Source organism: Tepidicaulis sp. (assembly GCF_965222285.1).
Taxonomy (GTDB): domain Bacteria; phylum Pseudomonadota; class Alphaproteobacteria; order Parvibaculales; family Parvibaculaceae; genus Tepidicaulis.
Map to the genome: position 1 here is coordinate 2,895,001 of NZ_OZ244942.1, position 21,512 is coordinate 2,916,512.

General features: G+C 61.2%; 17 protein-coding genes. 6 read left to right on the forward strand and 11 right to left on the reverse strand.

Annotated features, from left to right (window positions below; genetic code table 11):
* The first annotated feature begins 812 nt into the window (after nt 1-812).
* Nucleotides 813-2,417, forward strand: coding sequence for a peptidoglycan DD-metalloendopeptidase family protein (locus ACOQOT_RS13860; protein WP_420559782.1), 1,605 nt, complete (start codon nt 813-815; stop codon nt 2,415-2,417).
* A 117-nt stretch (nt 2,418-2,534) separates the two neighbouring features.
* On the opposite strand, the gene clpB is transcribed toward ACOQOT_RS13860, so the two are convergent.
* From clpB to ACOQOT_RS13900, 8 genes are all read right to left on the reverse strand, one after another.
* The gene (gene clpB / locus ACOQOT_RS13865; protein WP_420559783.1) at nt 2,535-5,141 is read right to left on the reverse strand and encodes an ATP-dependent chaperone ClpB; all 2,607 of its coding nucleotides are present in this window, start codon (nt 5,139-5,141) and stop codon (nt 2,535-2,537) included.
* 229 nt (nt 5,142-5,370) lie between these two features.
* On the reverse strand, nt 5,371-5,946 hold the full coding sequence (locus ACOQOT_RS13870) for a DUF4167 domain-containing protein (RefSeq protein ID WP_420559784.1): 576 nt from the start codon (nt 5,944-5,946) through the stop codon (nt 5,371-5,373).
* Nucleotides 5,947-6,451: 505 nt separating this feature from the next.
* Nucleotides 6,452-7,330 carry a peptide chain release factor N(5)-glutamine methyltransferase gene (gene prmC / locus ACOQOT_RS13875; protein WP_420559785.1) on the reverse strand — a complete coding sequence of 293 codons (879 nt, stop codon included), beginning with the start codon at nt 7,328-7,330 and terminating at the stop codon, nt 6,452-6,454.
* Nucleotides 7,327-8,394, reverse strand: coding sequence for a peptide chain release factor 1 (prfA, locus tag ACOQOT_RS13880; RefSeq protein WP_420559786.1), 1,068 nt, complete (start codon nt 8,392-8,394; stop codon nt 7,327-7,329). Before prfA ends, prmC begins: the two co-directional genes overlap by 4 nt.
* A gap of 45 nt (nt 8,395-8,439) precedes the next feature.
* Complete coding sequence (gene ispG, locus ACOQOT_RS13885; protein ID WP_420559787.1) at nt 8,440-9,591, reverse strand: flavodoxin-dependent (E)-4-hydroxy-3-methylbut-2-enyl-diphosphate synthase; 1,152 nt, start codon at nt 9,589-9,591, stop codon at nt 8,440-8,442.
* Nucleotides 9,592-9,759: 168 nt separating this feature from the next.
* On the reverse strand, nt 9,760-10,962 hold the full coding sequence (locus ACOQOT_RS13890; RefSeq protein WP_420559788.1) for a helix-turn-helix domain-containing protein: 1,203 nt from the start codon (nt 10,960-10,962) through the stop codon (nt 9,760-9,762).
* 366 nt (nt 10,963-11,328) lie between these two features.
* On the reverse strand, nt 11,329-13,596 hold the full coding sequence (gene ptsP, locus ACOQOT_RS13895) for a phosphoenolpyruvate--protein phosphotransferase (RefSeq protein WP_420559789.1): 2,268 nt from the start codon (nt 13,594-13,596) through the stop codon (nt 11,329-11,331).
* A gap of 78 nt (nt 13,597-13,674) precedes the next feature.
* A complete protein-coding gene (locus tag ACOQOT_RS13900) occupies nt 13,675-14,937 on the reverse strand; it encodes an aspartate kinase (RefSeq protein ID WP_045446595.1) in 1,263 nt (420 codons plus the stop codon).
* Between the two features lie 210 nt (nt 14,938-15,147).
* On the opposite strand from ACOQOT_RS13900, the gene ubiG reads away from it, so the two are divergent.
* The 5 genes from ubiG (at nt 15,148) to ACOQOT_RS13925 (ending at nt 19,903) form a co-directional block, all read left to right on the forward strand.
* Nucleotides 15,148-15,942, forward strand: a complete 795-nt coding sequence (gene ubiG / locus ACOQOT_RS13905; protein ID WP_420559790.1) for a bifunctional 2-polyprenyl-6-hydroxyphenol methylase/3-demethylubiquinol 3-O-methyltransferase UbiG — start codon at nt 15,148-15,150, stop codon at nt 15,940-15,942.
* Between the two features lie 49 nt (nt 15,943-15,991).
* Nucleotides 15,992-16,645 carry a TetR family transcriptional regulator gene (locus ACOQOT_RS13910; protein ID WP_420559791.1) on the forward strand — a complete coding sequence of 218 codons (654 nt, stop codon included), beginning with the start codon at nt 15,992-15,994 and terminating at the stop codon, nt 16,643-16,645.
* Between the two features lie 67 nt (nt 16,646-16,712).
* A complete protein-coding gene (locus ACOQOT_RS13915) occupies nt 16,713-17,159 on the forward strand; it encodes a c-type cytochrome (RefSeq protein WP_420559792.1) in 447 nt (148 codons plus the stop codon).
* Nucleotides 17,160-17,203: 44 nt separating this feature from the next.
* On the forward strand, nt 17,204-18,586 hold the full coding sequence (locus ACOQOT_RS13920; protein ID WP_420559793.1) for a D-arabinono-1,4-lactone oxidase: 1,383 nt from the start codon (nt 17,204-17,206) through the stop codon (nt 18,584-18,586).
* Nucleotides 18,587-18,589: 3 nt separating this feature from the next.
* On the forward strand, nt 18,590-19,903 hold the full coding sequence (locus ACOQOT_RS13925; protein ID WP_420559794.1) for a DSD1 family PLP-dependent enzyme: 1,314 nt from the start codon (nt 18,590-18,592) through the stop codon (nt 19,901-19,903).
* A gap of 13 nt (nt 19,904-19,916) precedes the next feature.
* Here ACOQOT_RS13925 and ACOQOT_RS13930 read toward each other — a convergent pair whose 3' ends face one another.
* From ACOQOT_RS13930 to grxC, 3 genes are read right to left on the reverse strand one after another with little or no spacing between them, the layout of a single operon-like run.
* Entirely contained in the window at nt 19,917-20,357 is a 441-nt protein-coding gene (locus ACOQOT_RS13930; RefSeq protein WP_420559795.1) for a DUF1178 family protein, read from the reverse strand.
* A gap of 2 nt (nt 20,358-20,359) precedes the next feature.
* The gene (locus ACOQOT_RS13935) at nt 20,360-21,217 is read right to left on the reverse strand and encodes a carbon-nitrogen hydrolase family protein (protein ID WP_420559796.1); all 858 of its coding nucleotides are present in this window, start codon (nt 21,215-21,217) and stop codon (nt 20,360-20,362) included.
* A 23-nt stretch (nt 21,218-21,240) separates the two neighbouring features.
* Nucleotides 21,241-21,498, reverse strand: a complete 258-nt coding sequence (gene grxC / locus ACOQOT_RS13940; RefSeq protein WP_121882269.1) for a glutaredoxin 3 — start codon at nt 21,496-21,498, stop codon at nt 21,241-21,243.
* Nucleotides 21,499-21,512 lie beyond the last annotated feature (14 nt).

Consider the following 21,512-nt stretch of genomic DNA (forward strand, 5'->3'; position numbering starts at 1 on the left):
CGAAGCGTTGGATCTTCGATTTGGCCACAAAAACCGCTAAAACGCAAGACCTTGCGGAGTAGCTGTCTTTCCACCGGGAAGTGGAGCGCCGAAGCGCCGTGGCCCGGTGAGCGCGGTTTATATGGGGACTCTCCGGGGGTGTCAAACCCCTTTTTGAAGGATTTCTGAATTTTTTTGGCGGGACAAGTTAACCCATTGAAATCTAAGAAAATATTCTTCGAAATCAGGTCGAAAAACTTCGGCCCGCCCGCCAGCCATCCCCGCGAAAACCAATTAAACCGGCTCCGAAATTGACTCAGTTTTCCGCCCGTGGCGGCACCTGCGGAGTAATTTTGGAGAAAATGCCTGCCGATTCACGGTTTATTGGACCTTTTATGACAAGCTCGGCTTACGCATTTGGAAAAAGCTCCGTATTTGGAAGGCTTTAGGGGACGGTCTTCCTGCGCAGTCGAACAAAAAGAGCTAACTTGCGGAAAACCGGGGGAAATATTGGCCTGAATAATGCGTGGCCAATTGACACTTGTTCCATAGCGGGTCATCGTTCTGATCACCGTTATGGGGATAGCGGAACCGGTCGCTGTTTGCCTCGCGCGGACTTATTGCGTGAAGCAGCCTATTTCTTAGGCAAAGCAGTCAGGCCACCTGGGGAATTGGGGGTATCTTTGTTCGATTCGGGGACCCGCGTGGACGATTCATCGAGAAACGGCAATGCCGCGTATTGGCGGGCGGCAGAAGACACCGTCTGGCCGCAACACACACCTAAATGGCAGCGCTCCCTTAAAGAGCGCCTTCATACCTTCAAAGAACGTCTTATGGCATCGGCCGGTTATCTGGCCGTGCCCGGCACGGCCTCTGCCGGCGAGCGCAGCCGCTATCTGAAGGCCGCCGCCGGCATGGCAGGCCTCTCGCTGGCCCTGCTCGGCATCGGGCTCGGCGCGCTGATCGCCCCTTACGCGACGAGCGAGCCGGCCATTCTCGCCGCCGATGCAACACCGAAGCTGCTGGTCGAGGATCTGCGCCCGCAGGAAGAAGGCAGCAACCAGGTTGCCGCCTCTTCCGGCAACGCATCCTCCGTTGCGCCCCTCACGCTGAAGCTCGATGCGCCGGCACAAACCGCGCAGGCACAGCCCGAGGCGGCAAGCGGCACAGAGACAAGCGAAACGCAGACGGCAAGTACTCAGATCACGGACGAACTTCTCGGCGCCGATATGGCACCCGGCATGGCGGAGCCTGCAACGCCCGTAACGCCGGAACGCATTACCCGCACCGTTGCAGTCGGCCGCGGCGACACACTGATGGGCGTGCTCGTCGGCAAAGGCGCCGTGCGCGAGGACGCGCATATGGCGATCGCCGCCATGCGCTCTCATTACGATCCGCGCAAACTGCGCGCCGGTCAGGAACTGGAGCTGACCTTCGAGGAATGGCCGCGCGAGGCGGACACAACCGCGAATGCTGATGAAGAAGCGCCCTCGAACACGCTGCTTTCCATGGCGATCAAGACGGATGTGGACCGCCAGGTTGCCGTACACCGCATGGCGGACGGCACTTATAAGGGCGAAGAAATCGTCACGGAGCTGAAGACCGGTTTCGTGCAGGCCAAAGCCACGATCGATTCAAGCCTCTTCCTTGCCGCCAATGATGCGGGCATCCCCCCCGCCATCACGGTCGAATTGATCCGTATGTATTCCTACGACATCGACTTCCAGCGCGAGATCCGCGTCGGCGACAGTTTCGAAGTGTTCTTCGCCCGCGACTATGACGAGAACGGCGTGGCGGTTCGGGAAGGCCAGGTTCTTTATGCCGCCATGACCGTCGGCGGCAAGAAGCGCCAGCTTTGGCGTTTCGATCCGGGCGACGGCAACTGGGACTATTTCGACCAGAACGGCCAGAGCATGAAGAAGTTCCTGATGAAGACGCCGATCGACGGCGCCCGCATCTCCTCGAATTTCGGCCGCCGCAAACACCCGATCCTGGGCTATACGAAACTTCATTCGGGTACGGACTTTGCCGCCCCGACGGGCACCCCCATCTATGCCGCCGGTGACGGCACGGTTGAGATGGCCCGCCGCTATGGCGGCTACGGCAACTATGTGCGCATCCGTCATGCCAATGGCTACAAGACAGCCTATGCCCATATGAACGGCTATGCCCGCGGCATCAAGGAAGGCCGCCGCGTGAAACAGGGCCAGGTGATCGGCTATGTCGGCACCACGGGCCGCTCCACGGGCCCGCACCTTCACTATGAAGTTATGGTCAACGGCAAGAAAACCAATCCGCTGAAAATCCGTGTGCCGACCGGGCGCAAACTGGCGAAAGCGGAATTGAAGAAGTTCGCCGCCGCCCAGCAGGACATCAATTTGAAGATGGCCGCAGCGCCGGAGCTGACGAAAGTCGCCAAAGCCGACATTGCCGAATAAAGCGAATAAGCAGACATGAAAAAGGCCGGAGATTTCTCCGGCCTTTTTGTTTTTAAGAGCGAACCAAAGAAAAGGCCGGGCGCGAGCCCGGCCTTCTTAAGCACGTGTTTGGAAAGCTTATTCCGCCGCCACCCGCTCGGCAGCCTTTTCATTGAAGAGTAAGCCGCCCTCGCCCAGCGTCACCTTGACGGTCTCTCCGTCCTTGATGTCGCCTTGCAGCAGAAGCTCGGCCAGCGGGTCCTGCACATTGCGCTGAATGACCCGCTTCAAGGGCCGGGCGCCATAGACAGGGTCATAGCCCTTCTCGGCCAGCCAATGGCGGGCGTCGCTGTCGAGCTCCAATGTGATGTGACGGTCCGCCAGAAGCTCCAGCAGCCGGACAAGCTGAATATCGACAATGCCGTCCATCTGGCCGCGGTTCAGCCTATGGAAGAGCAGGATCTCGTCGAGCCGGTTCAGGAATTCGGGCCGGAAGCGCGCGCGCACCACATCCATCACCTGCTCGCGCACCGCTTCGCTTTCCTCACCTTCCTTCTGGCTGGCCAGGAATTCGGCTCCAAGGTTCGACGTCATGATGATGATGACATTCTTGAAGTCGACCGTGCGCCCCTGCCCGTCCGTCAGGCGCCCGTCATCGAGCACCTGCAGGAGCACGTTAAAGACATCCGGATGGGCTTTTTCGATCTCATCGAACAGCACGACCTGATAGGGCCGGCGGCGCACCGCTTCGGTCAGCGCCCCGCCTTCTTCATAGCCGACATAGCCGGGCGGCGCGCCGATGAGCCGGGCGACCGAATGCTTTTCCATATATTCGGACATGTCGAGCCGGCAGATCGCCTGATCGTCGTCGAAAAGGAACCCGGCAAGCGCCTTCGTCAGTTCCGTCTTGCCGACGCCCGTCGGCCCGAGGAAGAGGAAGGAGCCGATCGGCCGGTTGGGGTCCTGCAGGCCCGCGCGCGCGCGGCGCACGGCACGGGAGACGGCGGCAACCGCTTCTTCCTGCCCGATGACCCTGGCGCGCAATGTCGCTTCCATGTGAAGCAGCTTTTCGCGCTCGCCTTCCAGCATCTTATCGACGGGAATGCCCGTCCAGCGGGAGACGACCTGCGCCACGTCTTCATCCGTGACGGCCTCATCTACCAGCGTGTCGCGTTCTTCTTCGGCCTGCTCCAGCGCCTGCAATTGTTTTTCAAGCGCCGGGATGATGCCGTAGGAAAGCTCACTTGCCCGCTCCAGATTGCCCTTGCGCTGGGCCTGCACGAGTTCGTTGCGCGCACCGTCGAGCTCTTCCTTCAGCTTCTGAGCATTGCCGAGACGCTGCTTCTCCGACTGCCAGGCAGCGGTGAGCGATGCCGATTTCGATTCAAGCTCGGCAAGCTCCTGCTCGATGCGCTCAAGACGCTCTTTCGAGGCGCTGTCGGTTTCTTTCTTCAGCGCTTCACGTTCGATCTTGAGCTGAATGATCCGCCGGTCGAGCTCATCAAGCTCTTCGGGTTTGGAATCGACCTGCATGCGCAGCCGGCTCGCCGCTTCGTCCACAAGGTCGATGGCCTTGTCCGGCAAAAAGCGGTCGGTGATGTAACGGTCCGACAAAGTCGCCGCCGAAACGATGGCGCTGTCGGTGATTCGCACCCCGTGATGAAGCTCGTACTTCTCTTTCAGCCCGCGCAGGATCGAAATCGTATCCTGCACCGTCGGCTCGGCAACGAAGACCGGCTGGAAGCGGCGGGCCAGCGCCGCATCCTTTTCCACATATTTGCGGTACTCGTTGAGCGTCGTCGCGCCCACGCAGTGAAGCTCGCCGCGCGCCAGAGCCGGCTTGAGCAGGTTCGAAGCATCCATCGCCCCGTCCGTCTTGCCCGCGCCGACAAGCGTGTGCATTTCGTCGATGAAGAGAATGATCTGCCCGTCCGCCGAGCTGACTTCGGAAAGCACGGCCTTCAGCCGCTCTTCGAACTCGCCCCGGTACTTCGCCCCGGCAATGAGCGAACCCATGTCGAGCGAAAGGAGCGATTTGTTGCGCAGGCTTTCCGGCACATCGCCATTGACGATGCGCAGCGCCAGCCCTTCCACGATCGCCGTCTTACCGACGCCGGGCTCACCGATGAGCACCGGGTTGTTTTTCGTGCGCCGCGAGAGCACCTGGATCGAGCGACGGATTTCTTCATCGCGTCCGATCACCGGGTCGAGCTTGCCGTTGCGCGCTTCTTCGGTCAGATCGCGCGCATATTTCTTCAAGGCGTCATAGCCTTCTTCCGCCGAGGCACTGTCGGCGGTGCGCCCTTTGCGGATTTCATTGATTGCGGCATTGAGATTTTGCGGATTGGCCCCGGCAGCGGACAGCGCCTTTTGTGCGCCCGTCCCCGGTTCAATGGCCAGCGCCAGAAGCAGCCGCTCGACGGTGACGAAACTGTCGCCCGCCTTTTTCATGAGCTGTTCGGCCTGCTCGAAAACCTTTGCCGTTTCGGGCGCGAGATATAGCTGACCGGCGCCGCCTCCTTCGACTTTGGGAAGGGCACCCAAGGCAGCTTCCACAGCGGCGAGCGCCGCGGCAGGGTCGCCGCCTGCATTGCGGATGAGACCGGCCGCCAGGCCTTCTTCATCATCCAGAATGACTTTGAGCAAATGTTCCGGCGTCAGGCGCTGGTGTCCCTCCCGCAGCGCCAAGCCTTGCGCGGATTGAATGAACCCGCGCGCACGATCCGTGTATTTTTCCAGATCCATGTCGGTCCTCTTATCAGCACATCAAGGTTACCCGATAAAATCAGCATAGCCCGAGATGTCTATTGTGGCTTTGATCTGCCGCATGCCGCAGCTTTCCCTAAAGCCTAGACAAACAGCAGAAGATGACGCGGCCCTTAAAGGCGCCGCGCCTCATCTATATGGGTGTGCCCCATCTGCCACACAAGAAGAGTGGATATGAAAATCCGGCGGAAAAGCGGTTTTGCCGCTCTTATTGGGCAGCTTCCGCAGGCGCGCTGTCGGAGCCGGAAGCTCCTTCGTCCCCGCCTTCCGAGCCGCTCTCGCTGCGCGGGGCGCGGCGGCGGCGCGTGGTGCGGCGTTTGGGCTGAGCGTCTTGATCGCCGTCCTCTGCCGCGTCGCTGGAAGCGGAGGCGGTTTCGCCAGCCTCTTCCCCGTTGCCGTCGGAGGCGGCACGGTCTTCACCGCGCGGTCCTTGCCGGTTCTGATTGCGGCCCCGGTTCTGACCTTGGTTGCGGCCCCGGCTCTGGTTTTGGCCCTGATTCTGGCCGTCACCCTGCGAAGCGGTTTCCCCCGCCTCGTCATATTCACCCTCTTCGCCATTATCCTGGCCGTCGCTCCGGCGGGCATCGCCGTTCTGGCGCGCCTCATCGCCCGGCGCGCCCTGATGCTGGAGAATCAGGCGGTAGTAATGCTCTGCATGCTGAAGATAGTTCTCCGCACCCACCCGGTCGCCGGATGCCTGGGCATCGCGGGCGAGTGCCTGATACTTCTCGCAAATATGTTGAACGGTGCCACGGATTTTGACGTCAGGCCCATTGCTGTCCATGGTCCGGCCAAGCGGATTTTGCGGACGGCGGCCACGGCCGCGGGCTCTTTTGGGGTTTTGACCCTGCCTCATTGTTTTTCGACTCTCGTAACAGTCCAAAAAAATGGATTTATCAACCGGCTATAATGCCCATTCGATAATGTGATCGGCATCATGCGCCGCTGAAGCGGAAAGAAATGATTTCTCATCCGCCGTGAAATTTGCCCACACGCTCATTACACAATTCCGCCAGTAGAATCTGCAAGGCGCGAACTGCTTAGGCAATGATGCGTAGAAGTTTGGCCACGGCGCTCAACCACAGCGCCTGTTCCCATTCTGCTTTGATTGCCTGAAATCAACTGCGTTTGAAACCAAGCTTTGCCGCCCGTCGAATAGCTTTCTTCACACCATCAGGAGAGAAGAGTTCATGGGCGGGACGGCAACTCAAAGCGCCAACCCTCACTCGCAACCTAGCCGCTGGGCCCCGTCTTTCCAAGTCTTTTTTACGCGGCTTTTTATGCCCGTTTTATACTTTGCAGACCGCCAAAACGCGCGGCTTTCCGCCAAGATCGCAGGCCGTTTCGATCACCCTCAAGCCTGCTTCGCGGGCCAGAGCAAAAAGCGCGTCTTCCTGGCCTGCGCCAAACTCGAAAACGCCGATACCACCATCGCCGGCGAGCCCATCGAACTGAGCAAACAGAATGCGGTAGGGATCGAGCCCGTCCAAGCCGCCATCGAGCGCGGCGCGCGGATCATGCGCGCGCACTTCACGCTGCAGCCTTTCGATATCCGCACCCGGAATATAAGGCGGATTGCTTACCATGAGGTGAAAGCCGCCGCGCAGCGCAGCGCCCCAATCGGCGCAGGTAAAGGCCGCTCGGCCTCCAAGCCCAAGCGCTGCCGCATTTTGCCGGGCCATGCGCAGCGCTTTTTCCGAACGGTCGGTGCCGAGCCCCCAGGCGTTTTCAAGCTCATGGAGCAGCGCCAGAAGCAGGCAGCCGGAACCCGTGCCGAGATCGAGCAAGCGGGGGCTCTCCCCCTTTGGTACATTAAAATGGCGGAGCGCCGTTTCCACCAATGTTTCACTGTCAGGGCGCGGGTCGAGCGTTGCCTCATTGAGACCGAATGAAAGCCCCCAGAACTCCCGCCGCCCCAGGATGCGCGAGACGGGTTCCCCCGCCAGCCGCCGCTGAAGATACGCCTCTACGGTCTCCTGCTCTTCAGCACTCAGCTTTTCTTCCGGTGCGGAGATCAAGGCAATATCTTCCACGCTAAGCGCGGCACATAGAAGAAGGCGCGCATCCAGCGCCGGATTCTCGATGCCGCCTCGGGCAAGCTCCGCCGCCATCTGCCGGCGCATGTCCTCCCGGCTCGGCAAACCTCCGGCGAGCGGCGCCTCACTCACGCGACATCACCCATGGCAGCAAGCTGGGCGGCCTGATCTTCGGCAATCAGTGCCGAGATAAGCTCCTCCAGCGCCTCGCCTTCCAGCACCTTGTCGAGCTTGTGCAAAGTCAGATTGATACGGTGGTCGGTCACGCGCCCTTGCGGGAAATTATAGGTGCGGATGCGCTCCGAGCGGTCGCCCGAGCCCACCTGGCCTTTGCGCGTTGCCGCGCGCTCTTCCGCCTGGCGCTCGCGCTCGGCTTCAAAAAGCCTCGCCCGCAGCACCTGCATGGCGCGGGCGCGGTTCTTGTGCTGGGATTTTTCATCCTGCTGCGTCACTACAATACCCGTCGGAATATGCGTAATACGCACCGCGCTGTCTGTCGTATTGACGTGCTGGCCGCCCGCCCCGCTCGAGCGGTAAACGTCGATGCGCAGATCCTTGTCCTCGATCTTGATATCGACTTCTTCAGGCTGCGGCAAAACCGCAACCGTTGCAGCGGAGGTGTGAATGCGCCCGCCCGATTCCGTTGCCGGCACGCGCTGCACCCGGTGCACCCCGCTTTCAAACTTCAGCCGCGCAAAAACCCCCTCGCCCGATACGGCGAGAATGATTTCCTTATAGCCGCCAACTTCGCCTTCCGAGACGGAGATCAGCTCGATCTTCCAGCCGCGCGCGGCAGCATAGCGCTCATACATGCGGAAAAGATCGCCTGCAAAAAGCGCGGCCTCATCGCCGCCCGTCCCGGCGCGGATTTCGACGATGGCGTTGCAATTATCGGCAGCATCCTTCGGCAGCAGCATCAACTCGACGCCGCGCTCAAGTTCGGGCAAGCGCTCTTCAAGCTCCTCGGCTTCCTCGCGCGCCATCTCCGCCATTTCAGGATCGGCCTGCATCTCGCGCGCTTCCTTAAGCGCCGCCACGGCATCGCGGTATTCCATGACCGCCGCCGCAATGGGCTGAAGCTCGGAAAACTCCTTGGAGAGTTTGACGAAGCGCTCCGGCGCCAGGTCGGAATTCATTTCCGATTGAATGGCATCGAAACGGTCGAGAACGCGCTGCAGTTTTTCCTGGGGTATCATGGGTCCGGTCTTACAAAGGAGAAGGAAAGGGCGAAGGCCCCCGCACTAATCGCCCGCTGCCGCATGGGGCAGCTCTTTCTTTGCAGCTTCTTCTTCGGCGCGCGCCTTATCGATTTCGGCGGCCTTTTCCTCAACCAACGAGACAAGATGATCGATCATCTTGTCATTGGCCATTTTATGATCCGGCAAGCCGGCAAGATAGACCATGCCCGAGCCCGCGCCGCCGCCGGTAAAGCCGATATCGGTATGCGTCGCCTCGCCCGGTCCGTTCACCACGCAGCCGATGACGGAAAGCGTCATGGGCGTTGAAATATGCGCAAGCCTGTCTTCCAGCACTTTCACCGTCTCGATGACGTTGAAGCCCTGGCGCGCGCAGGACGGGCAGGAAATAATATTGACGCCCCGGTGCCGGAGGCCGAGCGATTTCAGAATATCGAAACCGACACGGATCTCTTCCACCGGATCGGCGGAAAGGGAGACGCGGATCGTATCGCCAATGCCCGCCCAAAGCAGCGAGCCGAGACCGATGGAGGACTTCACCGTCCCGCTCATCAGCCCGCCCGCTTCCGTGATCCCAAGATGCAAGGGGCAGTCCACCGCCTCGGCCAGCGCCTGATAGGCGGCAACGGTCAGGAAAATATCCGACGCTTTGACGGAAATCTTGTACTCGCGGAAATCGTTCTCCTCGAGCACGCGTACATGATCGAGCGCACTTTCCACCATCGCTTCCGGGCACGGCTCGCCGTATTTTTCCAGAAGATGTTTCTCGAGCGAGCCCGCATTCACGCCGATGCGGATCGAGCAGCCATGATCCTTTGCCGCTTGCACCACCTCGCGCACGCGTTCGGGCGAGCCGATATTGCCCGGATTGATGCGCAGGCATGCAGCCCCCGCCTCCGCCGCTTCGATGGCGCGCTTATAATGGAAGTGAATATCCGCCACGATGGGCACGGAGACTTCCGCAGTGATTTCCTTCAGCGCGCGCGCGGAAGGCTCATCCGGGCAGGACACGCGCACGATATCGGCGCCCGCTTCTTCCAGCTGGTGGATCTGCGCCACCGTCGCCGCCACATCATGGGTCAGCGTGTTGGTCATGGACTGCACCGAAATCGGCGCGTCGCCGCCCACCGGCACATTGCCGACAAAAATCTGACGGCTTTTGCGCCGCTCGATATCGCGCCAAGGACGAATGCTCATGAACCAACTGCCTTTCGCAGGCTTGACCGGGCGGGCCGCGAAGGCCAGCGCCGTCTTTTAGAACCGTTTCGCGTTCTATAGCAAAATGGACGCGCCCTTGCAGCTATCAAGGCCGCGGGGCGGTGTGCCGGGCGGATTAAAGGCGCAAAAGCCGCATAAAAGGCCAGATCAGCGCAGATCGCCCGGATTGAGCGACTTGCCGGTCAGAACCAGACCTGCAGGACCTGCATAGCCGACCGACTGATCGTCCACCAGAATTTCAAAGGCGCCCGCGTCCCGGGCGACAAGAATAAGCCCTTCGATATTGGGCGTGCGGTAGACATCGCCGGATTTCAGCGTCTGATTGATCAGCACATTGCCAGCCGGATCTTCCACCCGCATCCAGGCATCTTTTAGGGCACGGATGATGACCCGGCCGGCAGCCGCGCCTTCCGCGCCGTAAATGGCCCCGCCATCGAGCGGAGTGGCCGTCGCCTCGCCCCCTTCAGGCGTTTCATAATCTTCCGGGCGGCCTGCGCGCGTGTCGAGCGTCTGGGCGGGGCTCGGCCCCGTCTCGCTGCCGGGCGCGGGGGTAAGCGCGGCGATCTGCTCTTCGCCCGCCGCTTCATCTGCCGCGCCTTCTTCAAGCGCGGAAGCGGCAAGCTCGGGAGCCGAATTTTCAAGCGGCGCGGTTTCGAGCGGCGCGGCCTCATCCAGCGGCGTCTGTCGCTGCAGCGCCGGGCTCCGGCTCATCGGCGCCGCGGTTGCCCGGTCGCCTGCGAAGGAGCGGATTTCGGTATCGCCTTCCGCCGGTGCGGACGCCCCGGCATCGCGTTCCCCGCTTTGCGAAGGCAGCGGCGGCACGCGCTCGCTCACCATCTTGTCGGCGGAAATCGACAGATACCAGCCGCCATAGATTGCGCCTGCGAGAAGGAAGAAAAGAATGATCAGCGAGCCGCGCGGCAGCCGCGCTTCCTCGATGACCTCAGGAAAGGAGAAGGCGTCATTGCCGGCCTGCGCGCCTGCAGCGCCCGGACGCTCACCCGTTTCATCCGGCGGCGCGGTTTCCTGCTTATAGGCATCGGCCATGGCCGCGCCGTCGAGCCCAAGATGGGCGGCATAAGAACGAATAAAGCCAAGCGCATAGGGCCGGCCGGGTAATGCGGAATGGCGACCGTCTTCCAGCGCTTCAAGATAGGCGCGGCGGATGCGCAGGCTTTCGGAAATCTGCGCCAGATCCTCGCCGCGCTTCAGCCGTGCCGCGCGCAGCTTGTCGCCCACACGCTCGGCCGCGGGGCTGCCCGTCTCAGGTACATCGTCACGAATGTCGCGCAGTTGCAACCGGCGGCGGCCGGCTTCCTGCTCAGCGTCTGAACCTTCTTGATCCACCATTAGTCCCGCTCGCGGAATCTCTCGTTTCGCCAAAACCCCAATGGGCCCTGCAGACCGTTCCCCCGTGCCTGTCAGACCCCAGCATCTTCCCTGTCTGCCAGCCGCCCGCAGCTTAAACGCCGCAGACCCGCTCCCCAATAAGAGCTGGCCACATGCGAACCAATATGCGAATCGCAGGCGCAGGCCCCGACTGGCCAACCTTTCAGGATCGTAACGCTGTTTGGTTAACTAAATCACAAAGACAGAGGCGGGCGCAATGGCCGATCTATCTGAAATCAAAGGCAAAATGCGCTAATGCGGAGCGCCGATGCCGCATAACCCTTCCAGCGGTGCCCTGTGGATACCTTTCCAAGGCTCCCGCCAAACCTAGAGCTGGATGTCGTTTTCTTCCGCAAAACGCAAAAGCTCGGCCCGGACAGTGGCGTCGGGACGCGCATAAAGGGCCTCCATGAAGCTGGAGAGCGTGCGGGTATCGAGCGAGCGGACCATCATTTTTACCGGCCCGACGGCCGCCGGCGACATGGAGATCCGGCGGAACCCGAGCCCGATCAGCGCCATGGCTTCCAGGGGCTTGCCCGCCACCTCTCCGCACAGCGTCAGCGGCACCTCATGCTTTTCACACGCCAGCACCACATGGCGCAGAAAGTTAAGCGCGGCAGGCGAGAGCAAATCATAGCGCTGGGCGACGCGCGCATTGCCCCGGTCGCTTGCAAAAAAGAACTGCAACAAATCGTTCGAGCCGACGGACACGAAATCCACCAGCGGCAGAAGCGTGTCGAACTGCCAGGCAAGCGAGGGCACTTCCAGCATCGTGCCGACCATGAGACTTGTCGGGCGCGGCTTGTCGAACTTTTCAAGCCGGCGTATCTCTTTATCGACAAGCTGGCGGGCGCGCACGAATTCGGAAACTTCCGTCACCATCGGGAACATGAGCCGGAGCTCGCGGCCAGCCGCCGCAGCCAAAAGCGCGCGCAGCTGATGGCGCAACAGCGCCGGGCGGTCGAGCGCGATGCGGATCGCGCGCCAGCCAAGCGCCGGGTTTTCTTCGTTCGCCACCTTCATGTAAGGCAGCACCTTGTCGCCGCCGATATCGAGCGTGCGGAAAACGACAGGCTTGTCGCCCGCCGCATCGAGCACCGCCTGATAAAGCTCCTGCTGGTCTTTCTGGCTCGGCAGCGTCGAGGCAATCATGAATTGCAACTCGGTTCTGAAAAGGCCGATCCCGTCCGCTCCGGATTCTTCCATATGCGGCAGATCGACAAGCAGGCCCGCATTCACATTGAGATCGACCCGCACACCGTCCAGCGTCCGGGGCTCTTCATGGCGGATGGCTTTATATTGTTCCTGGCGCCTCGCGCGGAAGCGCGCCTTTTCCGAATAAGCTTCGACGACTTCCTGGGAGGGGCGGATATAAAGCTCGCCCGTATCCCCATCGACGATAATGGCATCGCCGTCTTCGATATGATCGAGCACACCGTCCGCGCGCCCCACCGCCGAAAGCCCGAGCGCGCGCGCCACAATAGCGACATGGGCATTCGCCGCGCCTTCTTCGAGCACCAGCCCGCGCAGTTTCGACTTATCGTAATCGAGAAGTTCCGCCGGGCCCATATTGCGCGCAATGACGATCGCATCATCCGGCAGCAGGGCGCTAACGGAGGAAAGCCCGACACCGGTCAAAACCCGCAAGAGCCGGTTGGCAAGATCATCGAGATCATGCAGCCGGTCGCGCAGATAAGGATCGGTCTGGCGCAGCATGCGCGCACGCGTGTCGTTCTGCACGCGCTCCACCGCCGCTTCCGCCGTGAGGCCGGTACGCACCACATCGACCATGCGTTTCAGCCAGCCGCGGTCATTGGCGAACATGCGGTAGGCTTGCAGCACTTCGCGATGCTCGCCCGCATGGGAAAGGTCGGAAGTGGAAAGCATCCGGTCGATGGAAGAGCGCAGCTCATAGACGGCGCTTTCAAGCCGGGCGATTTCCTGATCCACATCTTCTGCAATGAGATGGGTGACGTGAACGCGTGGCTCATGCAGTACGGCATGGCCAAGCGCAATGCCTTCGGAAAGCGAGGTGCCGGCAAGATAATGCGGCTGACCGGGCTGGCTGGCGGCAACTTCGGAGAACTCGTCCGCATCGAGAAGATCCGCCGCGCCGATGAGCTCGGCAAGCACCATGGCAACGGTTTCCAGCGCCTCGACTTCTTCTTCCGAATAATGGCGCATCGTGCGGTTCTGCACGACGAGCACGCCGATCACCCGCCCGCCGCGCAGGATGGGCACACCCATCAGGGACTTGTAGATTTCTTCGCCCGTTTCCGGCCGGTAGGCGAAGGCGGGATGGGCCTGGGCATCCGTCAGATTGAGCGGGCGGGCATGCTGGGCAATGTCGCCGACAAGACCTTCGCCCACCCGCAGCCGCGTCTGGTGCACGGCGGAAGGGTTCAGACCTTGCGTGGCAAACAGTTCAAGCAGATTGCCTTTGCGCAGGAGGTAAAGCGAGCACACCTCTGTGACCATGTTCTGCGCGATCAGAACCACGGTCTTGTCGAGGCGTTTTTGCGGGCTGCCCGGTTCGGCCATCGCCTCCCGGAGCCGCCGCAGCAAAACGCGCGGATTGCCGACATCGCGCCGCATCAGCCCGTCACCTTTTCGGCTCAAATGAGAACGTTGACACCCGGTTTCCGCACAAAGCCGTTATGGGCCCGGTACCGCTCACGCGGCATCGAGCTCATAGGCCGAATGCAGGGCACGCAGCGCAAGTTCGGTATATTCAGCGTCGATCAGAACGGAAACCTTGATTTCCGACGTGGAGATCACATGGATGTTGATGCCCTTATCGGCAAGCGTCTGAAACATCTTTTGCGCAACACCGGCATGCGAGCGCATGCCCACACCGATGATCGACAGTTTCACCACATCCGTATCGCTTTTCAGCTCCTCGAAACCGATATCGGCCTGCGCTTTGCGCAATACGTCTTCGGCGCGGGCCAGATCGCTCGCCGGCACCGTAAAGGTCACATCCGTGCGCTTGTCTTCTTCGGATACGTCCTGAACGATCATGTCCACATTGATCGAGGCATCGGCGAGCGGCCCGAAAATTTTCGCGGCGACGCCGGGCTGATCCTGGACTTTCTGGACCGTGATTTTCGCTTCGTCTTTCGTATAGGCAATACCGCTGACGACTTCCTGTTCCACAATCTCATCCTCACCGCAAACTAGGGTACCTGGGCCGTTGTAATTCGCCCCCTCGCCGCCGCCTTGCGGCGCGTCGGGCGCATCGAAACTGGAACGCACCTGCAGGCGCACACCGTGCACCATGGCAAGTTCCACCGACCGCGTTTGAAGAACCTTGGCGCCGAGCGACGCCATTTCCAGCATTTCTTCGTAACTGATCTTATCAAGGCGCCGGGCCTTCGCAACGATGCGCGGGTCGGTCGTATAAACCCCGTCCACATCCGTATAGATATCGCAGCGCTCCGCCTTGATGGCAGCTGCAATGGCGACTGCACTCGTATCCGAGCCGCCCCGGCCCAGCGTCGTGATTCGGTTGTCCGGGCCGATGCCCTGGAACCCGGCAATCACGGCAACCTGTCCCTGCTCCAGACGCTCGATCAGGTTCGTGCCGTCGATCTCGGTAATCCGGGCGGTCGAGTGCGCGCCGTTCGTGCGGATCGGCACTTGCCAGCCGAGCCAAGAGCGGGCGGCCACGCCCATTTCCTGCAGCGCGATAGACAAAAGCCCCACCGTCACCTGCTCGCCCGAGGCGACAACAGTGTCATATTCGCGCGCGTCATGCAGACGCGCCGCTTCGTTCACCCAACCGACCAGTTCGTTGGTCTTGCCCGACATGGCGGAAACCACCACCGCAACCTGGTTGCCGGCATCCACCTCACGTTTTACGTGGGCAGCCACATTCTTGATACGCTCCACATCGGCTACCGATGTGCCGCCGAATTTCATGACCAAACGGGCCATCATTTCTCCTCTTTGACACGGGGCGTCTGGACCGCAGCCGTTCTTGGCTCCTATACAAGGACTGGATGAAGTTGATGAAACATCCGAAACTTTACGGCCCCGCACCGGCGGGCTCATACATACTGGCTTGCCCGGCAAGTCGCAACCGCCCCTGAAAAGGCGCCGCGGACCCGGCCAAAAGCCCCAATGCCCGACCAGAAAGCCCCAAAGATGACCCCGACACCCGAAAACCCTGCTCTTTCTCAGGATAAATCCCCCAAGGGCCCGCAAGGGGTGACGGTGGATGAGGGAGAAATCGCCCGTTTCAGCGCCATGGCCGCCGAATGGTGGGATCCGCGGGGGAAATTCCGCCCGCTCCATAAATTCAATCCCGTCCGCCTCGGCTTTATCCGCGAGCAGGTCTGCGCCCGTTTCGGGCTCGATGAAAGCGCCCGTCAGCCTCTCAAGGGCCTGCGCCTGCTCGATATCGGCTGCGGCGGCGGGCTTTTGAGCGAGCCCATGACACGGCTCGGGGCCGATGTCGTCGGCGCGGATGCGGGCGAGGCGAACATCAAAACCGCCAGCGTCCACGCCGCCGAGCAGGGCCTTGCCATCGATTACCGCGCCACCACCGCCGAGGCGCTGGCGGAAGCGGGCGAAAAATTCGATGTTATTTTGAACATGGAAGTCATCGAACATGTAGCCGATGTCGATGCGTTTCTTGCCGCTTGCGCCGCCATGCTCAAGCCGGAGGGCATGATGATCTGCGCCACACTCAACCGCACGTTGAAAGCCCTTGGCCTTGCCGTTATCGGCGCGGAATATGTGCTCGGCTGGCTGCCGAGAGGCACTCACGATTGGCGCAAATTCATCACCCCGCAGGAGTTTGAGAGGCATTTGCAGCGCCAGAATCTAAAGGTGAACCACTGGGCCGGGGTGTCGTATAATCCCTTGCAGGACAGATGGTCTCTTAGCGGCGACCGGGATGTAAACTATATGCTTGTCGCTGTGCCCGCACGGTCGTAGCCGAAACGGGCGGACCGGAAATCTCCGGCGATTGGGGAGGATGACCGGTATGGAAAACAGCGTAAACCTCGAACCGAAAATCCAGCCGCGCCAAAAGCGCGCGAAGGCCACCTATGAGCGCCTGCTGGATGTTGCCGCCCGGCTTCTCGAAGAAGAAGGCGTCGAGCGCATTTCAACCAACATGATCGCCGAACGCGCCGGCGTCACGGTGCCCGCCCTTTACCGGTATTTCCCGAACAAATATGCCGTGCTGCGCGCTTTGGGCGACCGGCTGATGGAGCGCCAGAACGAGGTGGCCATGACGTGGCTTTCCGAGCAGGGCGAGCCGGACCCGGTCGGCCTGTTCGAAAGTGCGGAAGACTTCATGCTGCGCACCATCACCGTTACGGTGGAACAGCCGGGGGGCCTTGCCGTCATGCGCGCCCTGCGCGCCGTTCCCACGCTGCAGGACGTGCGCCTTGCCTCTCACCGGCAGGTCACGGATTTGATCGTAGAATATCTGGCGACGATCACGCCGATGGAATCGCGCGAGAAAGCCTGGAAACAGGCCCGTTTTTCTGTCGAGATGGGCTATGCCGCCGTGGAAATGGCGCTGGAGGAAGACCGCATCTCCCGCGAGGACATCGTCAAGGAAGCCGCCCGGCAGCTGCGGGCCTATTGGGCACCCTGGCTGGAAAATTTCCGCAAAAATAGCGATAACTAATTTTCCATTGATCGGCGTCGGCGTTTCCGCCATTCTTTTCGGAACAGCACATCAAGGGGGAATGATCGTGCCCAGTTCTGTAAAAAGCCCGGCAGGCAAAGCCTCAGGCAGCCTTGCCCGCAAATATCCATTCCTGGCTGCCGCCATCGGCACGGCGCTTTTCTTGGGCCTTGCCGCCTGCTCGCCCGATGGCCCGCAGGACAGCCGGACGGCGGAGGAAATTGCCGAGGATGCCCGCACACGGCTGCCGGAGGATCCCGTTCTTGCCGAAAAATATGCCCGCTCCTGCATGACCTGCCACGGCGACCCGATGAACGGCGCGCCGCTCTCGGGCGATGTGAAAGCCTGGGCTAAGCGGCTTGAATGGCGCGGCAAAGAAGGCCTTCTGCAAAGCACGCTAAACGGCTTCGGTGCCATGCCGCCGCTCGGCCTTTGTCCCGATTGCTCGGTGGAAGATTTCAAAAAGCTCATCGCTTTTCTTGCCAATCAGCCCCAGCCGGACGCGGGGTCCTGACGCCCCTTCTTCAACAAAGCACGACACTAGCCAGGAGCCGGACCATGGACCTTACCCGCCGCAAAATCTTGACCCTCGGGGCCAGTGCTGCCGTGAGCACTGCCGCCCTCTCCGCCGGCCGGCCGCTGAAAGCGCTGGCGCAGTCCGCAGAGCGCATCAAATGGCAGAACTGGTCGGGCGGGCAAAGCTGCCTGCCCGAAGCCCGCCTTGCGCCGGGCACAACCGGCGAGCTCGCCGCGATCTTGAAAGAAGCCCCGCGTCCCATCCGCCCGGTCGGCGCCGGCCATTCCTTCACCGCGCTGGTGCCGACGGACGGCACAGTGCTTTCCCTCGATAGGCTTTCCGGCGTCCTCGATGCGGATGCGGAAAACATGACCGCCACATTCGGCGCGGGCACAAGGCTCGGCAATATCGGCAAGGCGCTGGAGGAAAAAGGCCAGGCGCTGATCAACATGCCCGATATCAATAAGCAAACGTTGGCCGGGTCCGTTGCCACCTCCACCCACGGCACGGGCGCGGAGTTCGGATCGCTGTCGAGCTATATCACGCAGCTTGAGCTCGTTACGCCGGGCGGCGAGGTGCTGACCTGCTCACCGTCGCAGAATTCGGAAGTGTTCGAGGCGGCCCGCGTCTCGCTCGGCGCGCTCGGCGTTCTCACCAAAATCACGCTGCAAAACCGCACGCCTTACAAATTGACGCGGCGCATCTGGTCCCTGCCCTTCGATCAGATGATGGAAGAGGCCGAAAGCCTGGCCGCGCAGCACCGCAATTTCGAGTTCTATTACATTCCCTATTCAGGCATGTGCCTTGCCATCACCCATGACGAAACGGATGAAGACATCCGCCCGCGCGTCAGTACCGATGACGACGATGCCGTGATGACCTTGAAAGCCCTGCAGGAATGGCTGGGCTGGGCGCCCTCGCTACGTGAATATCTCATCCGCTCCGAACTCGAAGAGCTGCCGGAAGAAGTCTATGTGGACACATCCTGGCGCATCTATCCGAGCGAACGCGGCGTGCGCTTTAACGAGATGGAATATCATCTGCCCCGCGAAAAGGCGCTCGATGCATTGAAAGAAGTGCGCCGCACGATCGAGGAAAACAATATCGAAGTCTTCTTCCCCATCGAGTTCCGCTTCGTGAAGGGCGATGATCTTTGGCTTTCGCCCTTTACGGGCCGTGACAGCTGCTCCATCGCCGTTCACCGCTATCATGAAGAAGAATACGAACCTTACTTCCAGGCGATGGAACCGATTTTCCGCGCTCATGAAGGCCGGCCTCATTGGGGCAAGCTTCACACGCTGGGAGCGGACGACTTTGCCGCGCTTTATCCGCGCTGGAACGATTTCCTGAAAGTGCGCCACGCGCTCGACCCGGAAGGCATCTTCCTCAACGATCATTTACGCCACGTTTTCGGAGAAGCCTGAGCCATGGCCGATTTCAAGAAACAGCTTGCCTCCATCGACCGCCGCCTTCTCATCGGCGGCGGCGCGGCGCTGGGGCTGACCACCGGTTTCTTCGGCCTGCGTCCTTCGAAGAACGGCGCCGAGGCGGGCCCCTATTTCAATGCCATGACGGGCGCGCTCAAACGCGAAAAGCTGGAACGTCCCACCCTTGTCATCGACCGCGCCGCCCTCGACCGGAACATCGACCGGCTCCGCGCCGATCTCGGACCCGGCATGGGCTACAGGATCGTTGCGAAATCGCTGCCCGCACTCGGCCTCGTCAAACGCATCATGGAACGGGCGGGCACGGACCGGCTCATGGTCTTCCATCAGCCCTTCCTCAATTATGTCGCCGCCAATGTGCCGCAGGCAGGTGTGCTCCTCGGCAAGCCGATGCCGGTGGAAGCGGCCGCGCGCTTTTACGATCATGCCGCCCCCGGCCCCTTCGACCCGGCCCGGCAGGTAGAATGGCTGATCGACACGCCCCAGCGCCTGGCGCAATACGCAGACCTTGCCAAGGCGCGCGGCCTTGCCATGCGCCTCAATATCGAGATCGATGTCGGCCTTCATAGAGGCGGCGTGCGGGACAAAGCCACGCTCAAAACCATGCTGGAGGCGATCGATGCCGCGCCCGGGCTCAGCTTCTCCGGCTTCATGGGTTACGACCCGCATCTGGCCAGCATCCCCGGCCTTCTCGGCTGGCAGGAGAGCGCCATCGAAAGCTCGAAAGCCGTCTACCAGGGGTTCGTGGAGACCGCCCGCGCGCATTACGGCGAGGCGTGGAACAGAGACGCGCTGACGCTGAACACAGCAGGCAGCCCGACTTACCGCTTTCACACGGAAAGCCAAATCGCCAATGAAGTGGCGGTGGGCTCGGCCCTCGTCAAAGCGACCGATTTCGACATTCCGACGCTGGAAGGCCATGAACCGGCGGCCTTCATCTCAACCCCGGTTCTCAAAACTTCCGAGCGCACGGAAATTCCGGGCCTCGAATTTCTTTCCGGCCTCACCTCGGCCTGGGACCGCAACAGCGCCCAAACCGCCTTCATCTATGGCGGTAAATGGCTCGCCAAACCCGTCGCGCCGGAAGGGTTGCAGCTCAATGCCTTGTTCGGACGCTCCACCAACCAGGAAATGCTGAACCATTCGGACCGCATTTCCTTGAAGCCGGGCGATCATGTCACCTTCCGCCCGACACAGAGCGAATTCGTTTTCCTGCAATTTGGGGATATCGCGGTTTACGATCCGGAAGAAGAGCGCATCGTGGAAAGCTGGCCGGTCTTCCAGCAGGGCGCATGAGGCGCGCGGAACGCTAGTTCGTCTTGCGCTTTTCGAGCCCCGGCAGCGGCGCCACCTCCACGCCTTCCTCGATCAGCTCGCGCGCTTCATCGAGCGTGGTCTCACCGTAAATGTCGCGGCGCGGCGTTTCCTCATAGTGCATGCGGCGGGCTTCTTCGGCGAACTTGTCACCGACATAATCGTAATTCGTTTCCACATGGCGGCGCAGCTCGCTCATTATGAGCGTGACTTTTTCGGCGATCTCGGCGCCCGCGCGCGTCTTGCCGGGCGTCTCAGGCTTCGTGTTCCCCTTACGCGGAATGGACGGCGCCATCAGGCCTTTGCGCACTTTGGCACTTGCGCATTGCGGGCAAATCACATCACCCGCCGCCGCTTGTTCATCGAAATCCGATGAAGAGCGGAACCAGCCGTCGAATTCATGTTCCTTGTCGCAGATCAGCCGGTAGCGGATCATGCCTATGCCTCTCCTGAAGCCTTAAAAGCGCCGGAAGGTGCCAAAACTGCCCTATCGTGGTCAAGCGCGGGAATGCGCGCCCGCGCCTCGTCAACCTTGGCCGGATCGATCTCTGCCAAAATGAATGTAGGGTCCTGCGCCGCTTCGGCCAGTATCTCGCCCCAGGGCGAGATGATGAGGCTGTGGCCATAGGTCTGGCGCCCGTTTTCATGGGTGCCTCCTTGCGCCGGCGCCAGCACGAAGCAACCCGTCTCGATGGCGCGGGCGCGAAGGAGCACATGCCAATGCGCCTCGCCCGTCTTCTGCGTAAAGGCGGAGGGTACGGTGAGGAAAGAGGCCCCGGCTTTTGCAAGCTGGCGGTAAAGATAAGGAAAGCGCAGATCGTAGCAGACGCTGAGCCCGAGCCGGCCCCAGGGCAGGTCCGCTGCCACCGCCTCCGCGCCCGGGCGGTAATTCTTCGATTCCCGGTAGCTTTCCCCGCCCGGCAGATCGACATCGAACATATGGATTTTGTCGTAGCGGGCTTTGAGACTGCCATCCGGCCCGATCAGAAGCGAGCGGTTGACGACTTTATCGGGCGCAACACGCAGGGCGAGCGAACCTATCAGCAGCCAGACGGAAAGCTCCTCCGCAAGTTGCCGGAAAGCTAAAAGCGCAGGGTCTTTGGCTTCTTCCACACAAGCGGCGAAAAGCACATCCGCCTTCAATTCCATGAGCGAGGTGGTTTCAGGCGTCGCAATGAACTGCGCACCCGCGCCATGGGCCGCGCGGATGAGCGCGCTCGCCGCCTCGATATTCTCCTGGACATTGCGCCCCGTGCGCAATTGCACGCAGGCCGCTTTAAAAGGCGCCGCGGTCATCCCCTTACCGCTCCTTCTGGAAATCAGGCCGCGAGCAGCGGGTCGAGCTTGCCGGAGGCTTCCAGCGCATAAAGCTCGTCGCAGCCGCCGACATGCGTGTCACCGACGAAAATCTGCGGCACCGTATGCGCGCCGCCCGCCTTTTGCATCATCTGGCGGCGCAGATCGGCATCCATGCCCACATCGATCTCACGGAACGTAACGCCTTTCTTGTCGAGCAGCGCTTTGGCCCGGTAGCAATAGGGGCACATCATGGTGGTGTAGATGGTGACGTTGGCCAAAATAATCCTCAACT

What these genes read in the sequence shown, in the direction of transcription:
- ACOQOT_RS13860 (WP_420559782.1), top strand. Translation starts at nt 813, where the DNA reads ATGGCATCGGCCGGTTATCTGGCCGTGCCCGGCACGGCCTCTGCCGGC.
- ACOQOT_RS13925 (WP_420559794.1), top strand. Translation starts at nt 18,590, where the DNA reads ATGGCCGATTTCAAGAAACAGCTTGCCTCCATCGACCGCCGCCTTCTC.
- ACOQOT_RS13900 (WP_045446595.1), bottom strand. Translation starts at nt 14,937, where the DNA reads ATGGCCCGTTTGGTCATGAAATTCGGCGGCACATCGGTAGCCGATGTG.
- ptsP (WP_420559789.1), bottom strand. Translation starts at nt 13,596, where the DNA reads ATGCGGCGCGATGTCGGCAATCCGCGCGTTTTGCTGCGGCGGCTCCGG.
- ACOQOT_RS13920 (WP_420559793.1), top strand. Translation starts at nt 17,204, where the DNA reads ATGGACCTTACCCGCCGCAAAATCTTGACCCTCGGGGCCAGTGCTGCC.
- ubiG (WP_420559790.1), top strand. Translation starts at nt 15,148, where the DNA reads ATGACCCCGACACCCGAAAACCCTGCTCTTTCTCAGGATAAATCCCCC.
- ACOQOT_RS13910 (WP_420559791.1), top strand. Translation starts at nt 15,992, where the DNA reads ATGGAAAACAGCGTAAACCTCGAACCGAAAATCCAGCCGCGCCAAAAG.
- ACOQOT_RS13870 (WP_420559784.1), bottom strand. Translation starts at nt 5,946, where the DNA reads ATGGACAGCAATGGGCCTGACGTCAAAATCCGTGGCACCGTTCAACAT.
- ACOQOT_RS13930 (WP_420559795.1), bottom strand. Translation starts at nt 20,357, where the DNA reads ATGATCCGCTACCGGCTGATCTGCGACAAGGAACATGAATTCGACGGC.
- prfA (WP_420559786.1), bottom strand. Translation starts at nt 8,394, where the DNA reads ATGATACCCCAGGAAAAACTGCAGCGCGTTCTCGACCGTTTCGATGCC.
- ispG (WP_420559787.1), bottom strand. Translation starts at nt 9,591, where the DNA reads ATGAGCATTCGTCCTTGGCGCGATATCGAGCGGCGCAAAAGCCGTCAG.
- clpB (WP_420559783.1), bottom strand. Translation starts at nt 5,141, where the DNA reads ATGGATCTGGAAAAATACACGGATCGTGCGCGCGGGTTCATTCAATCC.
- ACOQOT_RS13935 (WP_420559796.1), bottom strand. Translation starts at nt 21,217, where the DNA reads ATGACCGCGGCGCCTTTTAAAGCGGCCTGCGTGCAATTGCGCACGGGG.
- ACOQOT_RS13890 (WP_420559788.1), bottom strand. Translation starts at nt 10,962, where the DNA reads ATGGTGGATCAAGAAGGTTCAGACGCTGAGCAGGAAGCCGGCCGCCGC.